Genomic DNA, 16394 nt, shown 5'->3' on the forward strand with positions numbered 1-16394 from the left:
TCATGATCAAGAATGATGATGTCGTTTATATCAGTTACACCCTGAAAAATCAGGCTGGCGAGGTGCTGGAGCAGACCGGGGAGGCCATTCCCTACCTGCATGGCCATCAGAATATCTTCCCTAAGCTTGAAAGCTGCCTGGAAGGCAAGGAGCCCGGTGACCAGGTATCCGTGGACCTCTTGCCGGAAGAAGGCTTTGGCGAGATGCGCGAGGAACTGCGTCGCGTCGAACCCCGGGCAAGTTTTCCGGATGATGCCGATCTGCGGGTCGGTAGCCAGTTCGAAGGTGAGCTGCCTGATGGCGAGGTCGCTGTATTCACGGTGGTCAATGTGGATGGGCAGCAGGTTTTCCTCGATGGCAACCATCCGCTGGCCGGACAGCCGCTGCATTTCGACGTCGAAGTGAAGTCGGTGCGCCCCGCTTCCGCTGAAGAACTTGCCCATGGCCATGTGCATGGCGAAGGTGGACATCACCACTGATCCCAGCTGGCGCACCACAGCCCCGCAAGGGGCTGTTGCCGGTCGGGCATTCAGCGACGGACATGCCGGTAGACATACGCGGTAAGGCCCAGCAGCAATAAGCCGCCAATGACAAAATCGAACTGGTGGAAATAGGGCCGCAGGCCCTGCCAGTTTTCACCCAGGGTCATACCCAGCCAGGCCAGTCCATAGCACCAGATCAGCGAGCCGACGAAGGTATAGATGACAAAGCGGCTCAGGTTCATCCGGCTCACCCCGGCAGGCAGGGCGATGAAGGTGCGGATCACCGGCAGCAGACGCCCGACGAAGATGATGATGTCGCCATGACGGGCGAACCAGCGATCGGCAAGGTCCAGATCCCGGTGCGACAGCAACACGTATTTGCCGTATTTCTCCGCCAGCGGGCGTCCGCCCCAGGCACCCACATAGTAGGCCACCAGCGAACCGAGCACGCAGCCCACGGCTCCGGCCACCGCCACACCCCAAAGCGTCATTTCGCCGCGCCACACTAGATAGCCCGAGAAGGGCATGATGATTTCCGAAGGCAGGGGGATGCAGGCGCTCTCGATGGCCATCAGCAGGACCACGCCGCCATAACCCATGCTGCTGATGACGCTGATGACAAAGGCGCTGAGAACGCCAAGGATCTTTTCGATCATGTCAGGGCCAGAAATAGATGAGGACGAGCGCGCCCAGGATGATCCGATAATAGGCGAAAACCCGGAAATCGTGACGGGATACGAAGGCGAGCAGGGCCTTCACCGCAACCAGACCCGCCAGGAAGGCTGCACCGAAACCGGCGGCGAACAGCAGCAGGTCCTCTGATTTCAGCAGGTGCAGGTTCTTGAAAAGATCATAACCGGTGGCCGCAAACATGGTCGGAATGGACAGAAAAAAGGAAAATTCCGTGGCGGCCGGACGTGATAAGCCGGAGACCAGGCCACCCATGATGGTGGCGCCGGAGCGCGAGACCCCCGGAAACAGGGCAAAGCTCTGAGCCAGGCCCACCTTCAGGGCATCGCGCCAGCACATGTCGTCGACATGGGCAACGCGGGCGCGGGGCTTGAAATGTTCTATCAGCAGGATGACAAAGCCCCCGACCACCAGGGCAGCGGCAACCGTGAGCGGGCTGAACAGATATTCCTTGATGTATTTGTGCAGTAAAAGCCCGATGATGGCGGCGGGCAGGAAGGCGATCGCCAGGTTGGTAACGAAACGTTGGGCCGCTGGATCGCTGCCGAGTCCGCCGACCACCTGCACGACCTTGTGGCGATAATGAAAGACGATGGCCAGCACGGCGCCGAGCTGAATGACGATTTCAAAGGTCTTGGCGCGTTCCCCGGTAAAATTCAGAAGATCCGCGGCAATGATCAGGTGTCCGGTACTGGAGATGGGCAGGAATTCGGTCGCGCCCTCCAGAAAGCCGAGCAGGAGGGCTTTCAGCAACAGCAGGGTGTCCAAGGTTGCTCCTTCGATTTTTGAATTCTTGTCGGGAGGATTGACTATAACCCAAATTGCAGGGCGCGACCCTGTGCCCCGGGGCGGATTGACCCCCGCTCGTACACGACCTGGCCACCAACGATGGTGAACTGCGGCCAGCCCGTCAGCATCCAGCCCTCGAAGGGGCTCCAGCGCACCTTGGTGAACATGTCCTCATTGCGTACGGGCTTCTCGTGTTCCATGTCCACCAGGGTGAGATCCGCGTCCCAGCCGATCTCGATCCGGCCCTTGTTTGGCACGCCATAGAGTCTTGCCGGATTGACGCACATCCAGCGCTGCAGTTCCGCCAGGGTGCAGTGCCCGTCGCGCATGGCGGTCAGCATTAGCGGCAGGCTGGTCTCGACGCCGGGCATGCCGGAAGGCGCCTGCGGGAAGCCCAGGGCCTTTTCTTCCAGGGTGTGCGGGGCATGATCGGTGGCGATGCAGTCGATCACGCCGCTTTTCAGGCCTTCCCAGAGCGCCAGGCGATCGGCTTCGGAGCGAATGGGCGGATTCATCTGCACCAGTGTGCCTTTTTTGGCATAGGCATCGGTGTTCAGAAAGAGATGGTTCGGGATGGCCTCGGTCGAGACATAGGAAGGCTTGTCGGCGGCCAGCAACTGCACTTCCTCCCGGGTGGACAGATGCAGGATGTGCAGCCGGTGCTGATAGCGTTTCGCCAGCTTCAGCGCCAGCTGGCTGGCGAGCAGGGCCGCTTTGTTGTCGCGGATCTCGGAATGCGTGGCTGGTCCGCATTTACCGGCCAGCGCGGATTTCCGTTCCAGGATGCGTGCCTCGTCCTCGGCATGCACCGCAATCAGCAGCCTGGTATTGGCGAAGATCCGGTCGAGGTCTTCCTCGCGGTTGACCAGCAGGCTGCCAGTGGAAGCACCCATGAAGATCTTGATGCCGCAGGCGCCGCGGATGTTCTGAAGATCCGTCAGGTTGTCGGGCGTCGCGCCAATGAAAAAACCGTAGTTGACCACCGATTTGGCGGCGGCACGGGCCAGTTTGTCATCGAGCGCGGCCTGGGTGGTGGTGCTGGGATCGGTGTTGGGCATCTCCAGAAAGCTGGTGACGCCGCCCTTGGCCGCGGCCCTGGAGCCACTGCCAAGGTCCTCCTTGTATTCCTTGCCGGGCTCGCGAAAGTGCACCTGCGGGTCCATGACGCCTGGCAGGAGCAGCATGCCGTCGGCTTCCAGGACTTCATCTGCGGACACGCGCAGATCGCGATCGATGGCACTGATGCGGCCATCCTCGCACAACAGGTCACCCCGGTAGAGCTCGCCATCGGGGCGGGCCATGCGCGCATCGCGAATGAGCAGTAGAGCCATGTGCTGTTATTCTCCGGCCATCTGTTTTTCGCGCTTTTCCTGCAGGGTCTTGCAGTCGATGCACAACGTGGCGGTGGGGCGGGCCTCCAGACGTCGCAGACCGATCTCGACGCCGCAGGCTTCGCAGTAGCCGTATTCGCCGCTCTTGATCAGGTCCAGGGTCTCGTTTATCTTGCGGATCAACTTGCGCTCCCGGTCGCGGGTGCGAAGTTCCAGCGTCATGTCGGTTTCCAGGCTGGCGCGGTCATTGGGATCCGAGTAGTTGATGTTTTCGTCCTGCATGTGCTGCACGGTGCGATCAACTTCCTCCATCAGCTCCCGGCGCCAGTCTTCCAGGATCTTTCTGAAGTGCGCGAGTTGCTCCGGGCTCATGTATTCTTCACCGGCCGCCGGCTCATAAGGCGTGAACGCGCTGCTGGAGGTCTTGTTCTGGGCTTGGGCCATGGATATAAGCTCCTGATGAAATCAACTGAAATACTTTGCTTGCGTGTATAATAGCGCGGAAGCTATATCAGATTGGGGCTGCTTTGGCAAATTCAAATCCGACTCCCGACCGGGTCCGGACCAGGCTCCGTCATGACCTGATCATCAGGTTTCAATTAGGAGATTTCATGGATAGTGGCAATATCCTCAAGGCAATCATTTTCGATGTGGATGGCACGCTGGCCGATACCGAACGGGATGGTCACCGGCTTGCCTTCAACCGGGCATTCCGGGATGCGGGCCTGCCCTTTGAATGGGACGTCGCCCTCTACGGGCGTCTGCTGGAGGTGGCTGGCGGCAAGGAGCGCATCCGCTATTTCCTGGATCTGTTTCCCGAGCAGCCACAGTTGAGCGATGAGGAGATTGCCGACCTGCACAAGGCTAAGACCGCGCATTATGTGGATATCGTGGCCAGTGGCGGCGTCCCCCTGCGCCCCGGCGTGCTGCGCCTCCTGCAGGAGGCCCGTGCCAGTGGCATTCGCCTGGCCATCGCCACCACCACGACTCCCGCCAATGTCGAGGTGCTGCTCAGGAATACGCTTGGTTCGGAGGCCCTCAGCTGGTTCGAGGTGATCGCTGCCGGTGATTCGGTGCCCGCCAAGAAGCCCGCGCCGGACATCTATTTCAGCGCCCTGTCCGATCTCGGGCTTGACGCCGGCCAGTGCCTGGCCATCGAAGATTCCGACAACGGCGTGCTATCGGCCCGCGAGGCGGGCGTGCCGGTACTGGTCACCGTCAACGATTATACCCGGGAGCAGGACTTTTCCGGGGCCCTGGCCATCCTGGAACATCTGGGCGAGCCGGATCGGCCGGCGCGGGTCCTGAAGGCGCCTGACGAAAGCCCGGCGGCAGTGGTCGATCTGGCACTGCTAAGGCGCTGGATGGACATAAGCTGAGATCGGAAGGGCGGTTTACCGGTCAAGCGGTCCCGAGTATCGCTTGACTTTGCCCGGTCCCTGACTAGTTTTTCCTGTGGTTCCGGGCTCACATTGCCCCGAACACGCCCTGTCGACTAACTGGAACTCCTGTGGACAAGACCACCGCCTATCTCGGGCGTCAGCCCATCCTGGACGCCAAAGAGCAAATCGCTGCCTATGAGCTGCTGTTTCGCGAGGGTGGGGAGCATAACTTTGCCAGCGAGAGCTCCAGCCGCGCCACAGCACAGGTGTTGCTCAATACCGTCGCTGGCATGGGTATCAGGCAGGTTCTCGGGGACAAGCTGGGCTTCATCAATTTCGGACGGGAAATGCTGGAGGATGAGATCGTCTTTCTGCTGCCGCGCGAGCAGGTCGTCCTGGAGATCCTGGAGGATGTGGAGCCGGATGCCGATCTGGTCAAGCGTTGCCATGATCTCAAGGCTGCGGGATATCGTTTCGCTCTGGATGATTTCATCTATTCTCCCAAACTGGAACCGCTGCTGGCAGTTGCGGATTTCATCAAGCTGGATCTCACCCTGCTCGAACCTCGCGCCCTGGAAGAGCATGCCCGCATGGCCAAGGCCCGTAATTTCAGGCTGATCGCGGAAAAGGTGGAGGACTGTGAGCAGTTCGCCTTTTCGCGGGCACTTGGGGCCGAACTGTTCCAGGGCTACTTCTTTGCCCGGCCCGTCATCCTGCAACAGACCAGTATCTCGGCGCAGCGTCTGGCCGTGCTTCAACTGCTCAATGAGCTGTTTGGTGATGCCGACGTCGGCCGGATGGAGCGCATCATCAGCCGTGATCTCGGCCTGAGTTATAAGCTGCTGCGCTTCATCAATTCAGCCAGCCAGGGGCGAACTCAAAAGACGGATAGTATTCGCGATGCCATCGTGGGGCTTGGCCAGCAACAGCTTTATCGGCTGCTGATGCTGCTGCTCTTTGCCGGGGAGGAGGATGCACCGCCTTCTCCGCTGATGAGTACCGCCCTGCAACGCGGGCGCCTGCTGGAAGCCATCGGCCAAAGCTGCTGCCCGGCGCGGTCCAGTGATTTGTTTCTGCTCGGCAGCTTCAGCCTGCTGGAAGCCTTGCTGGAAACGCCGCTGTCCCGAATTCTTGAGACCATGAATCTACCAAAGTCTCTGGAGGAGGCCTTGCTGACCCGCAGCGGGCCGCTGGCGCCATATCTTGATCTTGCAGAAGCCCTGGAGCGTTATGACTGGGAACGGGTGGATCAGGCTGCGGCATCCCTGGGCCTGAGCGAACAGGTGATCAATGAGGCCCAGTTGAAGGCCATGCATCCGGGCGAGCTGTTCTCCGGGTCTCGCGTGACCTTCCAGAACTTCCCGGGTCAGTAGCGCCCCATGTGGCATATTGGTAGAGGTCGGAAAATCAGCGCTACAGAACAGGCAGCGGATCAGGCGCTCAAGGGACATATCCGCACTCACCTGGCCAATGAGCGTACTTTCGCGGCCTGGGTACGAACCGGGATTTCCATCAGTATGGTTGGATTGGTGATTGCCCGCTTTCTGGCGACCCAGCATAGTGGCCTGACGCGATTCTTCATTCTACTCGGCGATGCCTATGTCCTGACCGGCATCAGCATTCTGGGTTTTTCCGCTTATAACTTCTTCCAGGCGCAAAGACAGATCGAGGCAGGGCAGTTCCGGATCCCGAAGCAGGTTCTGCTTGGGATTGTGATAGTCCTGTCCGTGCTGACCTCGCTCCTGATGATTCTGCTGACCGTTGAAATGTGGTCGCACAAGCCTTGAGCATCAGCCTGCACCGGCATCCTCGGCAAATTGAGTGATGAAAGCCTCAGTCATGGGCCTGAAGTGCGCCACTGCCGCAGGGTCCGGGATAAAGCTTTGCGAGGGCTGGTCCAGGGCGGACTGTGCCTGCTCCAGCGTGCCGAAGCCAGGGCTGGCGGCGAGCATGGCGGCGCCCAGGGCCGCCTCGGCGCATTGCGGCACGATCACCGGCCGATCCAGGACATTGGCGCGCATCTGCATCCATGGCCCATTGCTGGCGCCGCCCCCCAGGCTGAAAACTTCCCGCATGGTCGTCCCGCCTTCCTGCAGGCGCGCATAGCCCCAGGCCTCGATGTAGCAAAGCCCTTCCAGCAGCATCTGAAAGCGTTTTGAGGGATCGGATTCCGAAATTTCGCTGCCAGAGAAGCTCGGGGCATTGAGCGGAAAACGTTCACCAGGACGGGTCAGGGGATAACAGAGCTGTCCACTGGGCTGATGTGGCTGGAGGCTGGACGTCAGTCGCGCCATTTCCGCCACGCTGAAATGCTTGAGCAGGGCCGCGCCGCCGCTGTTGGAGGCGCCGCCGGGCAGCCAGAGCGCATTGAGGCGATGGCTGTAGATGCCCTCAGCAGGCTGGTTGAGCGGCAGCTTGGCGGCGAGCTTGAGCACCAAAGTCGAGCCGAGCGAGGTGGCGGCCTGGCCGGCTTGCCGCACGCCAGCGGCGATCAGCGCTGCCAAGCTGTCGGTGGTGCCATGCACGAGCTGCAGACTGGCGGGCAGTCCCAGGCGCCGGGCCCAGGCCGGACTGATCTGGTCGATAATTTCACCTGAAGGCCGGGCGCGGGGCAGGATGGCAGGGTCGAGCCCGGCGGCTTCGAGCAGCTTGCGGACCTCGGTGGGCCAGTTTAGCGTCTCGGGATCAAGACCAAGTTTGAGCAGGTTGGCGGCGTCGCTTTCGCCCCGGCAGCCGGTCAGGGTGGCGGCGATCCAGTCGGCCTGATGCTGTACGTGAATGATCTGCCGAGCAACATGGGCTTCATGGCGCGTCAGCCACAGGAGCTTGGCCAGTGAGCTGCTGGCGCTGGCCAGGGCACCGGATGCAGGCAGTGCTTGGGCAATCTCCCGCGCCTCATCCCTGGCGCGCTGGTCGTTGTACATCAGGGCCGGGCGCAGTGGCTGGCCTGACTGGTCGGTGACGACGAGGGTGGCGGAGGTCCCATCCAGCGCCAGCGCCTGGATGGACTGCATGGCCGGGCCCAGTTGCTGGCCTAACCCCGCCATGCAGCCTTCCAGGGCATCCAGCCAGCATTGCGGATCCTGCTCGCGCCAGCCATGCTCGCCCTGGACCTCTGGCAAGGGGGCCCGCGCCTGCGCCCTGATTGTGCCGCCCTCGTCGATCACCAGCGCCCGGATGCCGGAGGTGCCGACATCCACGCCCAGAAACAGCATGGCATCAATCCTTAGGGCAGCTCCACCCGCTGCGGCGGCGTCCAGCCGGGCTTGCGATGCTCGGCAATGACCTGCGTGTAGATGCCGCCGCGTACGTTGAACTTGCCGGTCACGCGCATGAAGCGCGGGTCGGTGGCGGCGACCAGGTCCGCCAGGATGCGGTTGGTTACGGCTTCATGGAAGGCGCCCTCGTCGCGGAAGCTCCACATGTAGAGCTTGAGCGCCTTGAGCTCGACGCAGCGCTGGTCCGGCACATAGTCGAGATAAAAGATGGCGAAGTCCGGCTGGCCGGTCTTGGGGCACAGACAGGTGAACTCGGGGATCTCCATGCGGATGGTGTAATCACGCTCCGGGTGGGGATTGGGGAAGGTTTCAAGATCTTTGCTGGGTTTGGTCGACACGGCCGGGGTCCTGTGCTAGAAATCAGAATGCATCCATTTTATCCGGCTTTTGCCCCAAACCCAATGCGTCCTGCATGAAACTTCGCCGTATCAAGCTCTCCGGCTTCAAATCCTTCGTCGATGCCACCACCATAGACCTGCCCGGCCAGCTCGTGGGCGTGGTCGGGCCAAATGGCTGCGGCAAGTCCAATGTCGTCGATGCCCTGCGCTGGGTGCTGGGGGAATCCTCGGCGCGGCAGTTGCGCGGCGAGAACATGATGGATGTGATCTTCAATGGTTCCCAGCACCGCGCGCCGGTCAGCCGCGCCCAGGTGGAACTGCGCTTCGACAATCAGGCCGGCCGCGCGCTCGGGCCCTTTGCCGCCTATCAGGAGATCGCGGTCAAGCGCGAGCTGGGGCGGGACGCTGTCTCGGCCTACAGCATCAATCAGACACGCTGTCGCAAGCGCGACGTGGCCGATCTTTTCCTCGGTACGGGGCTCGGGCCGCGCGCCTACGCCATCATCGAACAGGGCATGATCTCGCGCATCATTGAGGCGCGTCCCGAGGAACTGCGCAATTTCCTGGAAGAGGCCAGCGGCGTGTCGCGTTACCGCGAGCGGCGCCGGGAGACCCTGGCGCGCATCGAGCAGACCCGGGAGAACCTGAGCCGGGTCAATGATCTGCGCGAGGAGCTGGGCGGCCAGCTCAAACGGCTGGAGCGTCAGGCCGAGGCGGCAGCGCGCTTTCGCCGCCTCAAAGCCGAGGAACGCCAGCTCCAGGCCGAACGCCTGCGCCATCGACTGGCCGAGACCGAGGCGGAGGCAGCGCTCTGCCTCAATCAGATGGGCAGTATCAGCGTGGAAATCGAGGCTGCGTTGGCGCAGCAGCGCTCGGCCGAAGCCGATGCCCTGCGCCTGCGGGAACAGGCCCGCAGCGCCCAGATCGATGCCGACGCGGTTCAGGCCGCGTTCTATGCCAGCGCGGCGGATCTGGCGCGACTGGAGCAGCAGTTACAGCATCTAGATCAGGAAGCTGCACGCCTGCGCGCCGAGATTGTACAAGTCGAAAATGATGCCGGGCGCCAGAGCCAGCGCCAGGACAGCCTGACCGCGGATCTCGCCGAGGGTGAGAAGCGCCTGCAGGCACTGGAAGCGCGCGGCCAGGCACTGCGGGAGGAGGAGAGTGGCCTGCGCGCCACCCTCAAGCGTGCCGAGGAAGCGCTGAACACCAGCGAGCAGGAGGCCCGGCAGGTGGAGCAGGAGGGGCATCAGTTCCGCCGTGAGCTGCAGGTGCAGGAGACCCGGCTGGAACAGTTGCGCGCCCGCAGCCGCGACCTCGAGCAGCGCGGAATGAGGCTGCAGGCTGAATCCTCCAGGCCTGGCCCTGGCACGGACAGGCTCGCCAGCCTGCGGCAACAATCCGAGCAACTGACGCGCGTGCTGGAGAGCGCCCAGGAGCAACTGACGGAGCTAGGCGCCAGTCAGCAGGGCGCGAAAGCAGCGCTGCATGCGGCCGAGAGCAGGCACGACAAGGCCCGGGAAGCCTGGCAGACCCTGCGCGCCGCGCATCAGGCGCAGACACAGCGGGTCAGCAGCCTGAGCCGTCCTGGCGAGGGGCTGGTGCGCTTGGCCGGTCAGTTGCCCGGCGAGCCGGCAACCCTGCTGGCAAGCCTTGCCGTGGCACCCGGCTGGGAGCGTGCCGTGGAGGCCGTGCTCGGCTGGCGTCTCAAGGCCCTGCTGGTGGATGATCTGTCCCGCGATTTGCCTTTGCATTGGCTGGAGAAGCAGCAGAATGGTCAGTTCGCCGTGCTGGAAACAAGTGTCTTCAATGCCCCGATACCGGCTCGCAAGGATCTCGATCCCTTGCTGGACAAGGTGCGCGGCCCGGATGGCGCCAGTCCGGCGCTGCCCTGGCTGGCGGGTGTTTTCTGCGCCGATAGCCTGGACGCAGCCCTGAGCCAGCGCCATCAACTGGGGGAAAACGAGTTCTGGGTCACGCCCGAAGGGATTCTGGTGGGGCGTCACGCTTATGTCTGGGACCGCGGTCAAAGTGCCGACAGTGTGCTCGAACTGCGCGAGCATCTGCAGAAAATGGCCCTGAAACTTGCCGGGCTGGAAGCTGCCCTTACACAGGCTGTCAGTGAGCGCGAAACAGCACGCAACAGCCTGGCAGGGCTGGAAGCCGAGTTGCAGAAGCTACGAGTCGGACTGCAGCAGGGCCAGTCCGAGAAAAACCGGGTGCAGGTCGAGCTGGCGCGACTGGAGGCCGAAGAAGCGGCCCATCTGCACCGCCAGGAACAGATACATCAGGAACTGGCGCAGATCGACACCGAAGGCACCCGGTTTGCCCAGGAGCGCCAGGAGGCCGAAAGCGCCGCGCAGGCCGCCGCAAGCCGGCTGCGCAGTCTGGATGACCGGCTCAAGTCCCTGGAAGCGGCCAGACAGGCCGCGCGCCAGCAGGTCCAGACCCTGCGTCAGGAGTTCTCGCGCCTGCGCGATTCCCTGCATCAACTTGAACTGCAAACCCAGCAACTGCGCACCGAACTCAAGGGGAAGGCCGCCAGCCTGGAGGACTCAAGAGCGCAGCGCGAGCGCGCCCAGGCGCGTCTGGATACCCTGGCGCAGACACTGGCCGGGCATGATGCCAGCCTGCCAGCCCTGCAAAGTGCCTTGCAGGACTGTCTGTCCCGGCGCCAGGTGCTGGAGCAGTCGCTCCAGGCCGCACAGAATGCGGTAGAGGGGATCGAGGCCGAGCTGCGCCAGCGTGAGCAGACCGGCAGCCAGGCCGCCCGCGAGGCGGAATCCCGGCGCGAACGGCATCAGGCCCTTGCCCTGCAACTGAACACCGCCACCGCGCGCCAGGAAAACCTGCAGGAACAACTGGATGCAGTTTTGCCCTATCTGGGTCAGGACGAGCAGCCAGCAGAGATTGAGGCGCTCGATCCGGCGGCCATCGATGCGCGCCTGGAGCAGCTTGGCAATCGCATTGCTGCTCTGGGCAATGTCAATCTCGCCGCCATCGAGGAACATGCACAAGTCGCGGAGCGCAAGGGCTATCTCGATGCCCAGCACGCCGATCTGGAAGGCGCGCTCGACACCCTGGAAAGCGCGATCCGGCGCATGGACAAGGAAACCCGCGATCGTTTCCGCAAGACCTTCGAGACCGTCAACGCCAACTTCCAGACGCTGTTCCCGCGGCTCTTCGGCGGCGGGGAGGCGCAGATGACGCTCACCGATGATAACCTGCTGGAAGCTGGCGTGAGCGTGATCGCGCGCCCGCCCGGCAAGCGCAACAGCAGCATTCAGCTATTGTCCGGCGGCGAGAAGGCCCTGACCGCGGTGGCGCTGGTATTTGCCATGTTCCAGCTCAATCCTGCGCCCTTTTGCGTGCTCGACGAGGTGGACGCGCCCCTGGACGAGGCCAATGTCGGGCGCTTTTGCGACATGGTGCGCGAGATGTCGGTGGAAACGCAGTTTCTCTTCATTACCCACAACAAAGTCACCATGCAGCTCGCCACCCATCTGATCGGCGTGACCATGGCGGAGCCCGGCGTGTCCCGTATCGTCAGCGTCGATGTGGAGCAGGCCATGAAAATGGCCGGCGCGGCCTGAAGCATTCCTCTCCAAATCCCTGATTGGCATATGCCCGTGGCGAACGCCTGACGGTTTTTCGTCGCTCAGCCTTCTCTCTTCATGCAATCTTCATTCGTGCGTCAAAAAACCGTCACACATTTTCCTTAAGATGGGCTCAGGGAGCGCATAACAAGCTGGACAGATCCATGTCGTCACATCCGACTCATCTGAATGGAGAAGGTTATGTCCGGGATTCAATCGATGTTATCGCTACGCACCTTATCGGCCTGCCTGGGAGCTGGACTGCTTGCCGGTTGCATGAGTGACTCCGGTGGGCTTGCGGTATCCGATCCGAAGGTCGTTCCTGCCGTTGCCCTGAAGAGCAGCCTTGCTACGGGGAGGTCTGACCCGGTCGCGCTGCGTCAACCAGAGACCGCAGAGAAATCCGGGGCCCCCCTGACAGCGGGAGAGCTTCTACCCACAGGTTTCAGCATCACCCCCAAGGCCGGCGAGGGTGCAAGGTTTCAGCCCCTGAATCCTGACCTGCCCTCCCGCCCGGATTACCTGGCCGGGCAGGCGGTAGCCACCAACCTCAGTCCCGATGGCAAGACCCTGCTGATTCTCACCAGTGGCTACAATCGCATGAATGGCTCCGATGGCAAGCGTCTGCCTGAGGAATCCAATGAATACGTGTTCGTGTACGACGTGTCCAAGGGCCAGCCGGTGAAGCGCCAGGTGATCCAGGTGCCCAACACCTTCAATGGCCTGGTCTGGCATCCCTCGGGTCTGGAGTTCTATGTTTCCGGTGGCGTTGATGACAAGGTGCATGTCTACCAGCAAAGCGGCGGCAAATGGGCCGAGGCCGGCGCCATCGCCCTGGGCCACACGGCAGGTCTGGGCCTGGCGGTGAAACCCATGGCCGCGGGCCTGGCGGTCAATAAAAGCGGTACCGCCTTGCTGGTGGCCAATTTCGAAAACGATTCGGTGAGCGTCATCGACCTCAAAAAGCGGGTCAAGACCGCCGAGGTTCCCCTGCGGCCCGGCAAGATCGATCCCGCGCAAAGCGGGCAGCCCGGCGGCGAATTTCCGTTCTGGATCACCATCAAGGGGGATGACAAGGCCTATGTCAGCAGCCAGCGCGACCGTCAGGTCGTGGTTCTGGATCTGACCCGCGCCCAGCCTGAAGTGGTATCGCGCATTCCGGTTGGCGGCCAGCCGAACAAGATGCTCCTGAACAAGGCCCAGGATCGCCTGTTCGTTGCCAACGGCAACAGTGATACGGTTTCCGTGATCGACACCAGAAGCGACAAGGTGCTGTCCGAGATCAGGACCACCGCACCAGCCGCCCTGTTCGCCAATCCCGAAAACTTCAATGGCAGCAATCCCAACAGCCTGAGCCTGTCTCCGGATGAGCGTACCCTGTTCGTGACCAATGGCGGCACCAACTCGGTGGCAGTGATTCAACTGGAAGACGATGGCAAGGGCGGCCAGGTGATCGGGCTGATCCCGACCGGCTGGTATCCCAATTCCGTCAGTCTCAGTCAGGATGGCAAGATGCTGTATGTCGTCAATGGCAAGAGCAATGCCGGACCCAATCCTGGTGCTTGCCGCGACACCACATCCATTGCGCCGGGCGCCAAGGACCCCTGCGCCGCCAACAATCAGTATGTCTGGCAGTTGACCAAGGCCGGCTTCCTGAGCATGCCGGTGCCGTCCGCCTCGGTGCTCAGTCAGCTCAGCCGCCAGGTGGCCTACAACAACAATTTCCCGGGCACGCAGCGGGCCCATCAGGATGAGGCGCAGATGAAGTTCCTGCGCGAACGCATCAAGCATGTGATCTATGTCATCAAGGAAAATCGTACCTACGATCAGGTGCTCGGTGATCTGGACCGTGGCAATGGCGACCCCAGCCTCGCCGTGTTGCCGGAGCCCATTACACCCAATCACCATGCCCTGGCGCGGCGCTTCGTGACTCTAGACAATTTCCTCGATAGCGGCAACGCCAGCAACGATGGCTGGAACTGGACCACGGCGGCCCGGACCACGGATTTCACCGAGAAGACCATCGCCGTCAACTACGGCGGGCGTGGCCTGAGCTATGACTGGGAAGGCACCAATCGCAATATCAATGTCGGGCTTCCCACACAGGAGGAGCGCAAGGCGGCCAACCCCGCCACCCCGGATGATCCCGACCTGCTGCCGGGTGCGATCGACGTCGCCGCACCGGAAAGCTCGGAAGGCGAGGCCGGCGCGGGTTATCTCTGGGACGCTGCCCTGCGAGCCGGACTATCGGTACGCAACTATGGCGTATTCCTGGATCTCGCGCGCTACTCGGCCAAGCCGGGTGATCCAGGCTACATCGCGCCCAGTCATACGCCCTATCAGGACCGGATCGTGCAGGCCTATCCGACCAAGCCCGCCCTGCAGCCCATCACGGATCTCTATTTCCGTGGCTACGATCAGAGCACGGCTGATTTCTGGCGCTTCAAGGAGTGGGAGCGGGAGTTCGAGGGCTTTGTGCAGGATGGCAAAATGCCGGCACTGCAAATGGTACGTCTGCCCCATGATCACTTCGGCAATTTTGCCACCGCCCAGGATGGCGTGAACACGGTCGAGACCCAGATGGCGGATAACGACTATGCGCTGGGCCTCTTGGTGGACAAGGTATCGAAGAGCCGCTACAAGGACGATACGCTCATCTTCGTCATCGAGGATGACGCCCAGGATGGGCCTGATCATGTCGATGCCCATCGCAGTATCGCCTATGTCATCGGGCCTTACGTCAAACAGGATGCCGTGGTATCGACGCGCTATACCACCGTCAACATGCTGCGCACCATCGAGGATGTTCTGGGCCTGGAACCCATGGGCCTGAACGATGGACTGTCCAAGCCCATGACGGAGGTCTTTGGCAATGCTGCCAGGCCCTGGAACTACACCGCGCTGGTGCCAGAGGTATTGCGGACCACCCAGTTGCCGCTGCCGGCGAAAACGGCCGACAACTGCCTCTCTCCGGCACGCCCTGGGCTTGCCTATGACAGGCCGCGCCGCGACGCCGCCTACTGGGAGACGGTCATGCACGGACAGGATTTCCGGGAAGAGGATCACCTGGATACCGGGCAGTTCAATCGCGCCCTGTGGACGGGTCTGATGGGCGATGGCAAGCCTTATCCCACGGTTCGCGATGGCCGTGACCTGTCGAAGAACCGGGAAGCCCTGCTCGGTGCCTCCGATGGCATCGGCTAGGTACTCAAGGTCGTAATGTGATTGGTGGCGGCCGTGGCCGCCACTTTTTTGATCGGGCCCCGTCTATCGTTAGCGACGCTCGAAAACGTCTGCACTCGCGCTATGCTTGGCTAAGCAAGCGGCCAGTGCTGTTCCGGCGATGCCAGCACCACAGATCGCGATGTCATGCAATTTTGTCATTGCCATACCCTCAGCTTTTCAGGGTTTCGAACCACCCAAATGTCGGAGAAAACCCCATTTCTGATCAGGGATGAGATAACTGCGATGATTTTGCCATTGGCACTACCAATCAAACCTGGCTTGCCGTTCACATCTGCTTCTTCAATGACAAGATCGGGCTGTCGTTCAAATGTGGAGAGGAAGAACAAAGCAATGGCTTCGGCGCCGATAATGGGCTCAATGGATGCGCTGACTACTCCACCACCATCGGTGATTGCACATGCCCGCTTGTCCAGAACCGAGACTAAACCCCGTATGTCACCAAGCATCCACGCCTGACGGAATGCAGAATTCAGGCGAGCATGTTCTTCGTCCGAAGCCTCTAGAGCCTCTTCTTTGGTGAGGCGTTTTCGTGCCGACGACGCCAACTGGCGGCAGGCTTGAGGTGTCCTCTCGATTATCTCTGCTATCTCACTGAATGAGTATTGAAAAACGTCATGTAAGACGAAGCTGACCCTCTCTGCAGGTGTCATCTTCTCCAACACAATCAAAAGAGCCATCGAAACCGTTTGGCTCAATTCGAATTGGTCGGCAGGGTCGGTGGATTGCCATGTTTTGATGGGATCGTGCAGAACACCATGGCTAGGTATAGGCTCGGGCAGCCACTCTCCTACATACTCTTCGCGCCGTCTTTTGACTGATTTCAGCTTGTCCAAACATACCCGCGTCAATACTGTGCGTTTCCAGGCAACAGTAGCCTCGATCTTTGCACGATCAGCTGCGCTGAGCCGGTACCAGCGCAAGTACATTTCTTGTACGGCATCTTCTGCCTCGGTAGCACTGCCGAGGATATTGTAGGCGAAGTGGATTAGTCGGCGGCGCTCCTCAAAGATGAGCCTCAGATCATCCACCGGTTCACCAAGACCTTGCTGATAGCCATTGCTCATTCTCATCACCCTAGATTCAAAGGCTTACGTTACACCTGCAACTTGACAACCTTTTCGTCGCACTGACCGAACCCGCCGCTGCAACTAATAACGACTGAGAGGTGAAAATCGTCAGGCCATATGGACCTGACATTTTCGCGACCGGGATCGTCATAGGGTGCAGGCATTATCCAGATGCCTGCGACCAGGGTATGGCTC

At 61.4% G+C, this 16394-nt stretch carries 14 protein-coding genes; 6 read left to right on the forward strand and 8 right to left on the reverse strand.

All coding sequences use genetic code 11. From position 1 onward, the window contains the following. Nucleotides 1–2 precede the first annotated feature (2 nt). Nucleotides 3–479, forward strand: a complete 477-nt coding sequence (locus WOB96_RS05965) for an FKBP-type peptidyl-prolyl cis-trans isomerase (RefSeq protein ID WP_341370367.1) — start codon at nt 3–5, stop codon at nt 477–479. Between the two features lie 50 nt (nt 480–529). Here WOB96_RS05965 and WOB96_RS05970 read toward each other — a convergent pair whose 3' ends face one another. From WOB96_RS05970 to dksA, 4 genes are read right to left on the reverse strand one after another with little or no spacing between them, the layout of a single operon-like run. Beyond that, the gene (locus WOB96_RS05970) at nt 530–1138 is read right to left on the reverse strand and encodes a DedA family protein (RefSeq protein WP_341370368.1); all 609 of its coding nucleotides are present in this window, start codon (nt 1136–1138) and stop codon (nt 530–532) included. A 1-nt stretch (nt 1139) separates the two neighbouring features. Then, on the reverse strand, nt 1140–1940 hold the full coding sequence (locus tag WOB96_RS05975) for an undecaprenyl-diphosphate phosphatase (RefSeq protein ID WP_341370369.1): 801 nt from the start codon (nt 1938–1940) through the stop codon (nt 1140–1142). Between the two features lie 41 nt (nt 1941–1981). Further along, a complete protein-coding gene (locus tag WOB96_RS05980; RefSeq protein WP_341370370.1) occupies nt 1982–3292 on the reverse strand; it encodes a dihydroorotase in 1311 nt (436 codons plus the stop codon). Nucleotides 3293–3298: 6 nt separating this feature from the next. After that, complete coding sequence (gene dksA, locus WOB96_RS05985) at nt 3299–3736, reverse strand: RNA polymerase-binding protein DksA (protein WP_341370371.1); 438 nt, start codon at nt 3734–3736, stop codon at nt 3299–3301. 167 nt (nt 3737–3903) lie between these two features. On the opposite strand from dksA, the gene WOB96_RS05990 reads away from it, so the two are divergent. The 3 genes from WOB96_RS05990 (at nt 3904) to WOB96_RS06000 (ending at nt 6461) form a co-directional block, all read left to right on the forward strand. Further along, nucleotides 3904–4671: an HAD family hydrolase gene (locus tag WOB96_RS05990; protein ID WP_341370372.1), complete on the forward strand. Its 768-nt coding sequence runs from the start codon at nt 3904–3906 to the stop codon at nt 4669–4671. A 131-nt stretch (nt 4672–4802) separates the two neighbouring features. After that, nucleotides 4803–6047 (forward strand): EAL and HDOD domain-containing protein, encoded by a 1245-nt coding sequence (locus tag WOB96_RS05995; protein ID WP_341370373.1) that lies wholly within the window; start codon nt 4803–4805, stop codon nt 6045–6047. Between the two features lie 6 nt (nt 6048–6053). Then, a complete protein-coding gene (locus WOB96_RS06000) occupies nt 6054–6461 on the forward strand; it encodes a YidH family protein (RefSeq protein WP_341370374.1) in 408 nt (135 codons plus the stop codon). Between the two features lie 3 nt (nt 6462–6464). Here WOB96_RS06000 and WOB96_RS06005 read toward each other — a convergent pair whose 3' ends face one another. Both WOB96_RS06005 and queF read right to left on the reverse strand, forming a co-directional pair. Continuing rightward, nucleotides 6465–7889 carry an FGGY-family carbohydrate kinase gene (locus tag WOB96_RS06005; protein WP_341370375.1) on the reverse strand — a complete coding sequence of 475 codons (1425 nt, stop codon included), beginning with the start codon at nt 7887–7889 and terminating at the stop codon, nt 6465–6467. 11 nt (nt 7890–7900) lie between these two features. Then, a complete protein-coding gene (gene queF / locus WOB96_RS06010) occupies nt 7901–8290 on the reverse strand; it encodes a preQ(1) synthase (protein WP_341370376.1) in 390 nt (129 codons plus the stop codon). A gap of 74 nt (nt 8291–8364) precedes the next feature. On the opposite strand from queF, the gene smc reads away from it, so the two are divergent. Then, on the forward strand, nt 8365–11883 hold the full coding sequence (gene smc / locus WOB96_RS06015; RefSeq protein ID WP_341370377.1) for a chromosome segregation protein SMC: 3519 nt from the start codon (nt 8365–8367) through the stop codon (nt 11881–11883). A 279-nt stretch (nt 11884–12162) separates the two neighbouring features. Further along, the gene (locus WOB96_RS06020) at nt 12163–15090 is read left to right on the forward strand and encodes a bifunctional YncE family protein/alkaline phosphatase family protein (protein WP_341370378.1); all 2928 of its coding nucleotides are present in this window, start codon (nt 12163–12165) and stop codon (nt 15088–15090) included. 69 nt (nt 15091–15159) lie between these two features. Here the strand turns inward: WOB96_RS06020 and WOB96_RS14455 are convergent, their stop codons facing one another. Together WOB96_RS14455 and sigJ are read right to left on the reverse strand one after the other, a co-directional pair. Then, on the reverse strand, nt 15160–15276 hold the full coding sequence (locus WOB96_RS14455; RefSeq protein ID WP_423229721.1) for an NAD(P)-binding protein: 117 nt from the start codon (nt 15274–15276) through the stop codon (nt 15160–15162). Continuing rightward, nucleotides 15267–16196, reverse strand: coding sequence for an RNA polymerase sigma factor SigJ (gene sigJ, locus WOB96_RS06025; RefSeq protein WP_341370379.1), 930 nt, complete (start codon nt 16194–16196; stop codon nt 15267–15269). The genes WOB96_RS14455 and sigJ overlap by 10 nt, the downstream gene beginning before the upstream one ends. Nucleotides 16197–16394: the final 198 nt, after the last annotated feature.

This window comes from Thermithiobacillus plumbiphilus (assembly GCF_038070005.1).
Lineage (GTDB): Bacteria > Pseudomonadota > Gammaproteobacteria > Acidithiobacillales > Thermithiobacillaceae > JBBPCO01.